This is a genomic window from Arcicella lustrica (assembly GCF_034930985.1).
Classification (GTDB): Bacteria; Bacteroidota; Bacteroidia; order Cytophagales; family Spirosomataceae; genus Arcicella; species Arcicella lustrica.
In genome coordinates this window covers 56,574-69,834 of sequence record NZ_JAYGIM010000002.1, presented here as the reverse complement: position 1 = coordinate 69,834, position 13,261 = coordinate 56,574, and the positions used below count along the sequence as shown (strand labels likewise).

Below are 13,261 nucleotides of genomic sequence, written 5' to 3'. Positions count from 1 at the left end.
GAACGTTAAGTATTTATTCAAAATCAAAACAAATGATTATGCTTCACAAAACTAAATACATGGCAATTGTTGGATTGCTTTTTACACTTACTTGGTTTTCATCTTGCAAGAAAACAGAGGATGATGTTGTCAGTAATGCAACAAAAGACGTAAGAGATAGTGTTTATGCTATTTCACAATCCTTATATCTCTGGAATACGAGTTTACCAACGGCTACTTTATTTAAACCGACAGGGTATCCAACAGCAGACTCGGTGATGAAAAAAGTAAGAACTTATAGCCCTTTTGTAAATGGGAAATATCAGGATAGGTGGAGTTTTGCCATTGAAAAATCTGTCTGGGATAATTATGTAAGTGGAAACAGTTCGGATGCGGGAGTACAATATGGTTTTGTAAGTGCTACAGATTTAAGAGTGAAATTAGTTTATTCACAATCTCCAGCGGGATTATTGGGCGTAAAACGTGGTTGGCAAGTACTAAAAATTAATGGAGTTGATGCCACAAATGCAAATATCAATCAACTAAATACAGAACTGGGAAAAACTTCTCAGACTATTTTGTTTATTAAGCCCGATGGTACGCAACAAACACTTACTCTTACTGCTGGGGCTTATAAAGCTGATTATGTAATCAACCCTAAAGTATTTTCTGTAAATGGAGTAAATGTAGGTTATTTTAATTTTGATTCATTTTTGGGAGATGCCATTAATGGCAAAACTGCTCAGACAACGCTGAATGTACTAGACCAAACATTTGCTGATTTCAAATCAAAAAATGTAACGGAATTAATCCTTGATTTACGTTATAATGGAGGTGGTTATGGCTTAGTTGCTAATTATTTAGGCAATTTAATTGCTCCAACAGCAGCTATTGGGAAGATATTTGCGAAGACAGAACACAATACTGTTTATACTCAATACAACAGCACTGATTATTTTGCCACTGCTACTAATGGATTGAAATTAAGCAAAATCGTAATCATTGTAAACAAAGGAACAGCATCTGCAAGTGAGGAATTAATCAATGCGTTAAAACCAGTGATGACCGTAAAGTTGATAGGAAGTACTACTCATGGTAAGCCAGTAGGTTATTATGCTATACCAACTATGGATTACTATGCTTTTCCTGTAGCTTTCAGAAATGTTAATTCAGCAGGAACAGGTAATTTTTATGAAGGTTTTTCTGTAGATAAAGTTCAGACGGATGATTTTACCAAAGATTTAGGAGATGAGAATGAAGCTTGTCTGAAATCTGCCTTGGAGTATTATAGAACGGGTGTCCTACAGTCAACAACTCAATCAGCTAGAATTAGTGCTGAAATAGAGCAATTAAATACTAAAATAACCAAAGAACGATTGAAATTAACCGTTTATGATTTTCCTAAAAAGTAAGATTGTAAAGTTGTTTTAAGCTTACAGAATAAAATCTTTACCCTACAAGATGCAAGCAATCTTGTGGGGTTTATTTTTGTCTTCTATTTTTTGATTAACTTTGTCTTTCCGAGAAATTTTAAAAGGAATTAATTTCTCAATCACGAAATCTTACATTGCATTTAGAATGAAAATCTCCCTTAATTGGCTTAAACAATTTGTAGAAATAACAGAGTCGGCTCAAGCATTAGACCACCTCTTAACTGGAACGGGCTTAGAAGTAGAATCCATCGAGCGTCACGAAGCAATTTTGGGCGGTTTACAAGGTTTTGTAGTAGGTGAAGTACTTACTTGTGAGCGATTTATGGTCAAGGAAAAACAGTTGAGCTTAACTACTGTTGATGTGGGCGGAGAAACGCCTTCACAAATTGTTTGTGGTGCTGCCAACGTTGAAGCCGGACAAAAAGTAATTGTTGCTACTGTCGGAACTACGCTTTACGACCATGCAAAAGGTGTTGAGATTTTTAAAATCACCAGTAAAAAAACTTACGGACATCTTTCGGAAGGAATGATTTGTGCCGAAGACGAAATCGGTCTTGGTACTTCGCACGCTGGTATTTTGGTGTTGGATACTGATTTGCCGAACGGAACCCCTGCGGCTCAGTACTTTAATTTAGAAGCAGATTTATTAATCGAAATCGGATTAACACCCAACCGTGCAGATGCTGCTTCGCATTGGGGAGTAGCTCGTGATGTTAAAGCAAAAACTGGTCGTGCTATTACTTTGCCTTCGGTTGAAGCTTTCAAAGTTGATAATAATAATTTCCCGATTGAATTAATCGTTGAAGATCCTACAGCTTGTCCACGTTTTTGTGGCGTAACTGTTGATGGCGTAACGGTGAAAGAATCGCCAGAATGGTTACGTAAATCTTTGGAAACAATTGGTTTGCGTCCAATCAATAACATTGTTGATATTACCAATTATATCTGTCACGGTTTAGGGCAACCAATGCACGCTTACGACTGGAATGCCATTTCAGGTCAGAAAGTAATTGTAAAAACTTTGCCAGCAGGCACGAAATTCACTACGCTCGACGAAGTAGAACGTACTTTAGACGAAACAGATTTGATGGTTTGTAATGGCGAAGAACCTATTGGAATCGCTGGGATTTTTGGTGGAACAAAATCGGGAATCAAAGCAGAAACGACTCGTGTCTATTTAGAAGTAGCCTATTTCGACCCTGCTTCTGTAAGAAAAACGGCTCAACGTCATGGCTTGAAAACGGATGCTTCTTTCCGTTTTGAGCGTGGAACAGACCCAAATGCGAAATTATACGCTTTGAAATATGCAGCTTTGTTGATTCAAGAATTAGCAGGTGGCGTAATTGCTTCGGAAGTATCAGATTTTTATCCGAATCCTATTTCAGATTTCAGCATTCCGGTTTTATACAAAAACGTCAATCGTTTGATTGGTAAAACCTTGGATAAAGCTTTAGTAAAATCAATTCTTGAATCTTTAGATATTACGATTCAAAACGAAGATGAAAACGGTTTTACGGCAATCGTGCCGCCTTACCGTGTGGACGTTACTCGTGAAGCCGATGTAATTGAAGAAGTGCTTAGAATTTATGGTTTTGAAAATGTAGAATTGTCTGAAAACCTTGGAACAGAATTTTTATCTGGTTTCCCACAGAAAGACAGAGAACAATTACAATTAAAAATTTCACAAGTATTGGCGGCGAATGGTTTCAACGAAATTATTACCAATTCTTTAACAAAACCAGCTTATTCCGTTTTGATTAAAGCAGATTTGCCGAACGACGACGTTGAGATTTTAAATAAATTATCAGAAGATTTAGGCGTAATGCGTCAGTCGATGGTATTTTCTGGATTAGAAGTATTGGCACACAATATCAACCGTCGTCAGAAAGATTTGAAGATGTTTGATTTTGGTAAAACATATCATAAAATCAATGATAAATACGTTGAAAAACGCCATTTAGCTTTGTATGTGACGGGAAATACGGAAAATGAAACGTGGCAATTGAAATCACAAAAAGTAGCTTTCCATACGTTGGCAAGTGCTGTAAATAAAGTACTGGGAAGTTTAGGTTTCAAAAATCTTGATACAAAACCTTTAGAAGGAACTGCAACTTTTGAATATGGCATAAGTTATGTATTGAACAAAAAAGAAGTAGCCAAAGTAGGTTTAGTAAAACCAAATGTGGCGAAAAAAGCAGAAGTAAAACAGCACGTTTTCTTTGCTGATTTTGATTGGGATTACTTATTCAAACAATATAACGACAAAGCTACTTTTGTAGAATTACCGAAATTCCCAGAAGTACGTCGTGACCTTTCTTTGGTGATTGACAAAACCGTTACTTTCGACCAAATTCAGAAATTGGCACGTAATTACGAGAAAAACTTGTTGCGTCAAATCAATGTTTTTGATGTGTATCAAGGTGAAAACTTAGGTGCAGATAAAAAGTCTTATTCAGTAAGTTTCATTCTTCAAGATTACGAACAAACCTTGACGGACAAAGTAATCGACAAAACAATGGAAAAACTAATGGCAGCTTTTGAAAAAGAAATCGGAGCAGTGATTAGAAAATAATTTGGATAGATTCCCAATGCAAACGCCACAAGGATTTAAGATACTTGTGGCGTTTGGTTTAAATAAAGAAGACGATCATTGACTCAAATTTTATTATATCAAACTCATCAACAAACGTTTATTAAGAATTTTGTACCTTTGTGTTGAAACGAAAAAAGGTACTGAAATGACTTATCACAATAATAAATCTGAAATAAAAACTTCTTTTGATGTTGGATTGGTTTTGATGATGAAAAATATAAATCGTACTGAGAAAAGTTCAAGAGAGTCAATAATGGCTAAACTTCGCAAAATTGATTTTCGTTAAAAATTATACAAGAAAAATTAGAAGCAATAGATAAAAATGTTTGAGAATTTAAGCAGTAAAATAACCACCGCAATGCGTACCCTGAAAGGTAAAGGACGTATCACGGATGTCAATGTAGCAAGTACTGTCAAAGAAATCCGTAAGGCTTTGATGGATGCCGATGTTAACTATAAAGTTGCCAAAGAAATCACTGACCGCATCAAGGAAGAAGCGATGGGACAAAAAATCCTTATTGCGGTTGACCCTGGTCAAATGTTGGTGAAGATTGTCCATGAAGAACTTGTAAAATTGATGGGTTCTTCTGTGCAAGCTATCAACCTTAAACCAGACCCAGCAATTATTTTGATTGCAGGTTTGCAAGGTTCTGGTAAAACTACTTTCTCTGGAAAATTAGCTCAATACCTCAAAAAAAGTGGTAGAAATGTGTTGTTGGTTGCTTGTGATATTTATCGTCCTGCGGCTATCGACCAATTGAAAGTTTTGGGTGAACAAGTAGGCGTAGATGTTTATGCTGAACCTGAAAATAAAAACGCTGTTGAGATTGCACAAAATGCGATTTCTTACGGTCGTAAAATGGGTAAAAGAGTAATCATTGTCGATACTGCTGGTCGTTTGGCAGTAGATGAGGCAATGATGAACGAAATTGCAGCGGTTAAAAATGCCATCAAACCTTCAGAAATCCTTTTTGTAGTGGATTCGATGACTGGACAAGATGCTGTAAATACTGCTAAAACTTTCAACGAACGTTTGAATTTTGATGGTGTTGTATTAACTAAATTAGATGGTGATGCTCGTGGTGGTGCTGCACTTTCTATTCGTCATATTGTAGATAAACCAATTAAGTTTATCTCAACAGGCGAAAAAATGGATGCGCTTGACCAATTCTATCCCGACCGTATGGCAAGCCGTATTTTGGGTATGGGTGACGTACTTTCTTTGGTAGAAAGAGCACAAAGTGCTTTTGATGAAGAAGAATCAGAGCGTATCAATAAGAAAATCCGCCAAAACCAGTTTAGTTTTGAAGATTTCTACTCGCAGTTACAGCAAATCAAGAAAATGGGTAATTTGAAGGATTTGATGGGAATGGTGCCGGGAATGTCGCAAGCAGTGAAAGATGTAGATATTCCAGACGATGCTTTCAAATCAATTGAAGCAATCATCCAGTCGATGACTCCGAAAGAACGCCAAAAACCTGAATTGTTGGATATGTCTCGTAAGAAACGTATTGCAACTGGTTCGGGAACTTCTGTCACAGAAATTAATAATCTATTGAAACAGTTCGACGGAATGCGTAAAATGATGCGTATGATGAACAATGTTCAAGACGGTAAAATGAAAATGCCTAATATGGCAAATATGATGCGTAAATAGCGCTGAGCTTTGAGCTTTAGTAATAAAAAGGGTTAAGAAGATTTTATCTTTTTAACCCTTTTTATTTAATATGAATATAGAGCCAATAAAAAAGCCTTAACATTTTGAAATGTTAAGGCTTTGGTGGTGGTCCCACTAGGATTCGAACCTAGGACCCCCTGCTTGTAAGGCAGGTGCTCTGAACCAGCTGAGCTATGAAACCGAGATTGTTGTTGTAATTTGGTGGTCCCACTAGGATTCGAACCTAGGACCCCCTGCTTGTAAGGCAGGTGCTCTGAACCAGCTGAGCTATGAAACCAAATTCCTTTCTTTTAAGGTGGTGCAAAATTACGCTTTATTTGCTTACACTCCAAACATCAACAAAGAAAAAAATGAATCTTTTTTAAATAAAATTATAAGTGTTTTATTATCAATAAGTTAAAATGTGATAAATTTTTGATGTTTTTTATTCTATCTATCACGCTGTATTGATAATTATTAAGAATGAAAAGAAAGGTGCATTTCAAGATAAAATACTTCAAAAACGTTCATGCTATTTTTGGAATGACTGTAGATGTTTTTAACCTTTCATAACAATTGAAGTTTTGATTATTGGTTAAACTGGATAAATTTGTGAAATCAAAATATTTAAACCAAAATTAAAATGTCAGAATTATTTACAGCTGGTGGTATTATAAGTTTACTTACTCTTACCTTTTTAGAAATTGTTCTTGGAATAGATAACATCATTTTTATTTCAATTGCTGCCAATAAATTAGCCAAGAAAGATCAAGCAAAAGCAAGGAACATAGGATTGCTATTAGCAATGGTTTTTAGAATTACTTTACTGTTTGGTATTTCATTTATCATCTCTTTACAAGAACCTTTTACTCATATTAATTTAGGATGGCTTAATGCGGGAATTTCTGGACAGAGTTTAATCTTATTTATCGGAGGTTTATTCTTATTGTACAAAGCGACCTCTGAAATTCATGAAAAACTAGAGGTTGGAGGCGAGCATGAAGTTACTGTCCCTAAAGGTTCAGCGGCTGATAAATTAACGGCTGTGGTGCTTCAAATTGCGTTGATTAACATTGTATTCTCGATTGATTCTATTCTTACTGCGATTGGCTTAACGCATAATTTACCGATTATGATTATTTCAGTTGTATTGTCGATTGTGATTATGATGGGCTTTTCAGGACCAGTTGGCGATTTTGTAAATCGTCACCCTTCTATTCAAATGCTAGGAATGGCATTCTTGATTATGATTGGTTTTATGCTAATTGCACAATCTGCACACGACGCACATGTTTCTCTTTTTGGTTCTGGTGTGGGTGAAGTACCAAAAGGCTATTTATATTTTGCGATTGCCTTCTCTTTATTAGTTGAAGTACTCAATATTAAAATGAGAACTAAACAAGAGAGTGCTAAGTAATATTTATGAAGTAGGCGATTTAAGCACTCGCTTTTGTTTGATAGAAAGTAAAAAAGCCGTGAATTTGTGTTGAACAAATTCACGGCTTTTTTGTACAAAATAAAATTACTTTACAAACTTTTTCGCTTGTGCTAAAATAACATTAGCCGCATTTGGAATAGGGTTTGGAACACCAACCATAATCGTTTTTACTTTACCATTGTTATCCATAAAGTAAATTGATGGATAAGCATCTACTGGATATTTTTGAGCTACCGCAGGACCTTCACCGTTTTCATAATCCATTGCTACACAAACGTATTTTTGGTTCATGTAATCTCCCAAGGCTTTATCTGTGAATACTTGATTTTTCAAGATTTTGCATGGACCACACCAAGTAGTGTAACAATCCATCATTATCATTTTGTTTTCTTTTTTAGCTTTTGCTAAAGCTTGTTGAAAAGTACCTTTAAAAAACTGAATGCCTGTTGCGTTTGTATTTTTGGCAGGTTCAGTTTTAGCATTTACACTGATAGTAAAAAGGATTAATAAAGCAGATAAAATTCTAGTTTTTAACATTTTCTAAGATTGATTAAGTTTGATACAAAACGTTTAATTGACGAGTAAATTTTAAACGATTAAACTAATACTAAAGTTTTAGATTAACAATCATTAACACTTTAAATTAAAAAGGCGTAAGAATAAATACTCTTACGCCCCAATATAGATATGTTAAATGTCAATTACGCATAAGTATTTAGCATTACTGGCATTACAAGCATTAAAATATCTTCGTCAGCCTTTTTATCAGCAGGAATAATTAGACCAGCACGATTAGGTTGAGACATTTCTAAAGAAATCATGTTTGATGTAAGATTACTCAACATTTCAATCATGAATTTAGCATTGAAACCAATTTCCATTTCATCTCCATCATAGTCGCACATTAATCTTTCATTCGCTTCGTTAGAATAATCTAAATCTTCTGCTGAAATCACTAAATCGTTTTTCAATAATTTTAAACGAATTTGATGAGTCGTTTTATTTGAATAAATAGAAATGCGTTTCAAAGAACCTAAAAATTCTGAACGATTAATTGTTAGAACATTTGGATTGTTTTGAGGAATAGCATTTTCGTAATCAGGGAAACGTTCGTCGATTAATCGGCAAATCATTCTGATGTTATTGAAACTGAAAAACGCATTTGAAGAACTGAAATCAGAAGTAACAGTTGTATCATCAGATGGCAATGAAGATTTCAATAAATTCAATGCTTTACGAGGAATAATCATCGTAGAATCATATTCTGATTTTACATCACTTCTTTTATAGCGAATCAATCTATGTCCGTCAGTAGCGACAAAATTGGTATATTCAGGAGACAATTGAACATAAACACCTGTCATCGCAGGACGTAAATCGTCATTTGAAACAGCAAAAATTGTGTTAGCAATTGCTGCCCCTAATATATCAGCAGAAATTTGTACTGATAAACTTTTTGTTACTTGTGGTACTTTAGGGAAATCAATTGGGTTTTCACCTGAAAGCTTATAACGACCATTTTCAGTGATGATTTCAGTCCCAAAAGTATCTCTGTCAACTTTAAAAGTAATTGGTTGGTCTGGCAAGCCTCTAAGAGTATCCAATAATAAACGAGCAGGAATAGCGATTGCTCCAGAGTCTGAAGATTCTATTGCCAATGTCGTAATCATTACAGTCTGTAAATCAGAGGCAGTAACTGTCAGTTGAGTTTGATCAATTTGGAACAAGAAATTTTCCAAAATAGGTACAATCGGGTTGTTGGCAATAACGCCATTAACTGTCGAGAGTTGTTTCAATAAAACTGATGAGGATACGACGAATTTCATTATCTTGAAAGAATATTTTTAGTTGGGAATGACTATTAAATTACCAAAACGATTTAAGTTTTGATATAAAGCACTGTATTTTAAAAAGTTCAACAAAAGTACAAATAAGCCCTGACTTTTAATTGTTTTTAGGCAAATTTCGCCAGTAAGAAAAAGTTTTTTTGAAACTTAATATTATTCACTCAACGATTATGAGAAAATGAATTAAATACTCAGCGAGTATATTTTCTTTGTCTCCAGAAGTTTCTAGTTATTCCCAAAATCGCTAAAATAATTACAGGAATAATTAAATTGATTGATTGCCAATAGGTTCTATCATCTTGCAGAGCTGCTTTATCTAATGGTCTTAATTTGATTTCTTTATTTCTGGCTACAATTACCCCGTTATCATCCAATAAATAGTCAATTGCGTTCAGTACAAAATCCTTGTTGGCAAATGTATTACCTGAATATTTATCAAAACCAAGAGGGAGAGGAGTATTGTTTTTTTTGTCAAAATCATTCGCAGGAATATCTCCGTCTGAACAAACAATTATTTTGGAAGCCTTTCCATCAGCTTTAAAGCTAGCAAAACGTGAATCACTTGGCAGAATTCTATTTTTGTATAAAGACTCAAATTTTCCCTCTAATAACAGCCCTACAGTTTGTACTCCTGCATTATATTGGCTTGCGTTTAAATCTTTACTAGCAAAATTGTAGCTCATAATTGCTGGTGCCTTTAGTATCTGCGTATATTGCGACGTCATCAATAGTGGAATTTTCGAGATTCCATTTGCACGTACAGTGTCAAGAGTACCGACATATTTTGTATAAATAGCATCTAAATTTCTAACAATTGGCGATTTTCCAAAAGTATTTATCAAAGGAAAATATTGCCATTGTGTAAGTTGAATGTTAGAACGATCTCCAAAATTTCCGACGTCTAAAGGAATCGCAGCACTCATCTGTGCATCCTTGATAAGATTTGGGTTTAAGCGAACACCATATTTGAATAATAAATCTTCTAGCCCAACACTTTGAACTTGCGCCATGTTTCCTTCACGAGCTACAGAATCTACTTTTACAGCATCGACAAAGAAAATTGCTTTGCCACCATTCATGATAAATTGGTCTATTTTGTACTTATCTTCATCATTAAAAACTTGTTCTGGTTTCAAAACAAAAATCGCATCTAAGCCATCTAAGGTAGGTGAATTTCTTAAATCAACTGGATAAAGTTCGTAATTGGGTTTTAAAGCTCCAATTAAATCCAATTGATTCACAGCAGGCAAATTGGTATAATTGATAAAAAAGCCAATCTTCTTTTTTTCTGTAGCAGTTACTCTTTTAATGGCAGAAGCCAATTGGTATTCTACTCCTTCATAAGATTGATTTAGGATTTCTTGAGGTGACGATAATTTATTTCCTTTCAATAATAAAGTGGCAATTTCTTTGTCTTTATAGGTAATAATGGCACCGGGTAAAATTAAACTTTGCGTTTTTTTGCCGTCTTCATTATTATAGACGTTGGTTGGAGTGATGCCTTTCTGAGCGATTTTCGCTATTTTTTCATTTCTTGTTTTTTCATCTTTATATTCAGCGTTCAGGTCGATAAAAGTATATTTAATATTTGTTCCACCATAGATTTGGAACTCATCAAGTGTTTCCTTCACTGCATTTTCTAAACGTTTAAAACCAGCAGGAATGCCTTTCCCTGTGAGATATACTTTTACATATACTTCATCATCAAGGTTTTGTAATAACTTTTTACTTGCTTCTGAGATTGTATAACGTTTTTCTTGGGTTAAATCTAGTCTAAAAAATAAACGACTAGCCAAGAGATTTACTCCCAGTATTGCTACAAAAATGATGATAAACTGAACGCTTTTATTTTTCATTTAATTTCTAAAGAATTTTCCTTCTCTTGACTTCAATTGTGATTAGAATCTCAAAAGGTGTTTATGTTTTACGCAGGTACACAAAATTAGTATTTATCTTTTGATTAATTCATTTTAAACGAAGGTTGAAGCAAAACTGTATTTAGAATTAAAAATAATGATAAAGTTTTGTTACCCTTTAGTTTTCATTTTACGACTAATACTTCAGATGCTTTAGCATAACCACTAACCACAAACTTTGAGTATATGTCATCATTGATAGTTCGTTCAAATTTTGAATTAATTGTAGATTCAAAAAAAAGTGTATCACTAATAATAGAACAAATAATCATGTTAGAAGCAGAAAGCAACTACACTTTAATCCATACAAAAGATGGAAATAGTTGCTTGTATGCAAGGTGTATTAATGCTTTTGACGAAGAGTTGGCAAAATACGGTTTTTTGCGTGTACATAAATCTTACATTATAAATCCTAAATATGTAGTGGATTATGTTAGTAAAGAAAGTAAAATAGTACTTGAAAATAATTTATTTGCACCTGTTGCTAGAAGAAAAAAAAGTATGATAAGAGTCTCGTCAATTCGTAAAATTGTTGGGAAATACCCTCGAATGAATATTAATCTCTAAATATATCTCTTACAATTGCTAGGCAGTATTCTATTAAAAATAGTTACTGCCTTATTTGTTTAAAAGGTGTTAGGTTTGAGTAAAATCAAATACCAATTTCTAAACCTTTTGGAAAATAGAATTATGTAGCCTATCTTTGAAATAGCTACTTTTAAGTGTAAAGTATTTAAGCTTTGCACAATCTTAAAAAACTATTTAGTAATTAGACAGATTTAGCTGTTTACTTTATCTAAATAAACGATGCTCATGAGCATTCCGTTTTTATCCAATTCAGAGTATTATTAATTAAACCATCAATGTTATTGAGCTTAATTCTACTTAAGCTTCATGGCTTTCGTATGGAAAAAACAAAATTTTCAATGAGTAAATTTCTTGAATTACAATGTTTTGATTCTGAATCAGGTTCTCTAACAGTCTTTGAAAAACACCTTCCTGGAAGTATAAAAAGAGTTTTTTATATTCATTGTGAAGAAGGAAAGGTGAGGGGTGGACATCGTCATAAAAAAACGTGGCAAGCAATTACTTGTTTGACGGGTAGTTGTAGAATTTATATAAATAACGGACAACACGAACAAGAATACTTCTTGTTTTCACCTAATCAATGTATTATTCTTCAGCCCGAAGATTGGCATATTATGGACTCTTTCTCAAAATCCTGCATTCTTTTAGTATTAGCAAATGAATTATATGATCCTAGTGATTATATTGATGAACCTTATGAATTAAAAACAATGAAAAATGCAGATACCATTTCTTAGTTTAAAATTAATAAATAAGCCGTTTGAAGTAGAAATTCAAAATATTGTAAAAGAAGTTGTTGAAAAAGGATGGTATATCCTTGGTGAGAAAGGTAAAGAATTTGAACAGAACTTCGCAAAATTTTGTGGCGTTAAACACTGTTTTGGTGTTGCTAATGGTTTAGATGCTTTAATTATCATTTTAAAAGCAAGTAACTTCCCTCCATCCTCAGAGATTATTGTAGCAGCGAATACTTATATTGCTACGATTCTAGCAATTAAACAAGCTGGGTATATTCCAGTTTTGGTTGAACCTTCTTTAGAAACATACTTAATTGACTCTGCCAATATTGAAAAAGTGGTCAGTTCAAAGACTAAAGCAATTTTAGTTACCCATCTCTATGGCAAATGTTGTGATATGAATAGTATTTCTCATATTGCTCAAAAATATAATCTTCATGTTTTTGAAGATGCTGCTCAGGCTCATGGTGCCAGATATGAAGGAAAAATAGCCGGAAATTTGTCAGATGCAGCGGGCTTTAGTTTTTATCCTTCTAAAAATTTAGGAGCGTTAGGTGATGCTGGGGCGATTACGACTAATAATGATGAATTGGCTGAAAAAATCTTAGCTTTAAGGAATTATGGTTCAAGTAAAAAGTATGTATTTGATTATCAAGGCTTAAATAGTAGATTGGATGAAATACAAGCAGCAATACTGAATCTTAAGCTTCAGCAACTTAATTTGGATAATCAATATAGGCGAGAGATTGCTTCTATTTATCTAAATCAGATTAAAAATGATAAAGTTATTTTGCCTAATATTGATACAATTAATGACGACGTTTGGCATTTATTTATATTAAGAACTGAGTATAGAGATAATTTGATAAAATTTTTGAATTCAAAAGGAATTGGCACTGATATTCACTATCCAATCCCTCCTCACAAACAAAAAGCCTTTGAAGAGTGGAATGATAAATCATTACCCATTACAGAAAAAATCCATCATGAAGTAGTTAGTATCCCACTAAATACAGCTTTGACTAAAAACGAAATTAATTATATCGTAGAAACGATAAATTCATACTAAACCA

General features: G+C 33.8%; 10 protein-coding genes and 2 tRNA genes. 7 read left to right on the top strand and 5 right to left on the bottom strand.

Annotated features, from left to right (window positions below):
* The first annotated feature begins 38 nt into the window (after window positions 1-38).
* From VB798_RS03290 to ffh, 3 genes are all read left to right on the top strand, one after another.
* Window positions 39-1,391 carry a S41 family peptidase gene (locus VB798_RS03290; RefSeq protein WP_323255941.1) on the top strand — a complete coding sequence of 451 codons (1,353 nt, stop codon included), beginning with the start codon at window positions 39-41 and terminating at the stop codon, window positions 1,389-1,391.
* 166 nt (window positions 1,392-1,557) lie between these two features.
* Window positions 1,558-3,984 carry a phenylalanine--tRNA ligase subunit beta gene (pheT, locus tag VB798_RS03285; protein WP_323255939.1) on the top strand — a complete coding sequence of 809 codons (2,427 nt, stop codon included), beginning with the start codon at window positions 1,558-1,560 and terminating at the stop codon, window positions 3,982-3,984.
* A 343-nt stretch (window positions 3,985-4,327) separates the two neighbouring features.
* Window positions 4,328-5,662, top strand: a complete 1,335-nt coding sequence (ffh, locus tag VB798_RS03280; RefSeq protein WP_323255937.1) for a signal recognition particle protein — start codon at window positions 4,328-4,330, stop codon at window positions 5,660-5,662.
* Between the two features lie 124 nt (window positions 5,663-5,786).
* Here the strand turns inward: ffh and VB798_RS03275 are convergent.
* Window positions 5,787-5,864: transfer RNA gene (locus VB798_RS03275), tRNA-Val, on the bottom strand.
* Between the two features lie 18 nt (window positions 5,865-5,882).
* Window positions 5,883-5,960: transfer RNA gene (locus VB798_RS03270), tRNA-Val, on the bottom strand.
* Window positions 5,961-6,305: 345 nt separating this feature from the next.
* Here VB798_RS03270 and VB798_RS03265 point away from each other — a divergent pair.
* Entirely contained in the window at window positions 6,306-7,079 is a 774-nt protein-coding gene (locus VB798_RS03265; RefSeq protein WP_323255935.1) for a TerC family protein, read from the top strand.
* 105 nt (window positions 7,080-7,184) lie between these two features.
* Here the strand turns inward: VB798_RS03265 and VB798_RS03260 are convergent, their stop codons facing one another.
* The 3 genes from VB798_RS03260 to gldG form a co-directional block, all read right to left on the bottom strand.
* Window positions 7,185-7,637, bottom strand: coding sequence for a thioredoxin family protein (locus VB798_RS03260; RefSeq protein ID WP_323255933.1), 453 nt, complete (start codon window positions 7,635-7,637; stop codon window positions 7,185-7,187).
* Between the two features lie 164 nt (window positions 7,638-7,801).
* Window positions 7,802-8,926, bottom strand: coding sequence for a DNA polymerase III subunit beta (gene dnaN / locus VB798_RS03255; protein ID WP_323255931.1), 1,125 nt, complete (start codon window positions 8,924-8,926; stop codon window positions 7,802-7,804).
* Between the two features lie 212 nt (window positions 8,927-9,138).
* Window positions 9,139-10,803, bottom strand: a complete 1,665-nt coding sequence (gene gldG / locus VB798_RS03250) for a gliding motility-associated ABC transporter substrate-binding protein GldG (protein WP_323255929.1) — start codon at window positions 10,801-10,803, stop codon at window positions 9,139-9,141.
* A gap of 246 nt (window positions 10,804-11,049) precedes the next feature.
* Between gldG and VB798_RS03245 the strand changes: the two genes are divergently transcribed.
* From VB798_RS03245 to VB798_RS03235, 3 genes are all read left to right on the top strand, one after another.
* A complete protein-coding gene (locus VB798_RS03245; protein ID WP_323255927.1) occupies window positions 11,050-11,430 on the top strand; it encodes a LytR/AlgR family response regulator transcription factor in 381 nt (126 codons plus the stop codon).
* A gap of 359 nt (window positions 11,431-11,789) precedes the next feature.
* Complete coding sequence (locus tag VB798_RS03240) at window positions 11,790-12,188, top strand: sugar 3,4-ketoisomerase (protein WP_323255925.1); 399 nt, start codon at window positions 11,790-11,792, stop codon at window positions 12,186-12,188.
* On the top strand, window positions 12,169-13,257 hold the full coding sequence (locus VB798_RS03235; protein WP_323255923.1) for a DegT/DnrJ/EryC1/StrS family aminotransferase: 1,089 nt from the start codon (window positions 12,169-12,171) through the stop codon (window positions 13,255-13,257). The genes VB798_RS03240 and VB798_RS03235 overlap by 20 nt, the downstream gene beginning before the upstream one ends.
* The last annotated feature ends 4 nt before the right edge of the window (window positions 13,258-13,261 follow it).

Coding starts and splice junctions, on each gene's coding strand:
- gldG (WP_323255929.1), bottom strand. CDS start 10,803: ATGAAAAATAAAAGCGTTCAGTTTATCATCATTTTTGTAGCAATACTG.
- VB798_RS03240 (WP_323255925.1), top strand. CDS start 11,790: ATGAGTAAATTTCTTGAATTACAATGTTTTGATTCTGAATCAGGTTCT.
- pheT (WP_323255939.1), top strand. CDS start 1,558: ATGAAAATCTCCCTTAATTGGCTTAAACAATTTGTAGAAATAACAGAG.
- ffh (WP_323255937.1), top strand. CDS start 4,328: ATGTTTGAGAATTTAAGCAGTAAAATAACCACCGCAATGCGTACCCTG.
- VB798_RS03260 (WP_323255933.1), bottom strand. CDS start 7,637: ATGTTAAAAACTAGAATTTTATCTGCTTTATTAATCCTTTTTACTATC.
- dnaN (WP_323255931.1), bottom strand. CDS start 8,926: ATGAAATTCGTCGTATCCTCATCAGTTTTATTGAAACAACTCTCGACA.
- VB798_RS03235 (WP_323255923.1), top strand. CDS start 12,169: ATGCAGATACCATTTCTTAGTTTAAAATTAATAAATAAGCCGTTTGAA.
- VB798_RS03245 (WP_323255927.1), top strand. CDS start 11,050: ATGTCATCATTGATAGTTCGTTCAAATTTTGAATTAATTGTAGATTCA.
- VB798_RS03290 (WP_323255941.1), top strand. CDS start 39: ATGCTTCACAAAACTAAATACATGGCAATTGTTGGATTGCTTTTTACA.
- VB798_RS03265 (WP_323255935.1), top strand. CDS start 6,306: ATGTCAGAATTATTTACAGCTGGTGGTATTATAAGTTTACTTACTCTT.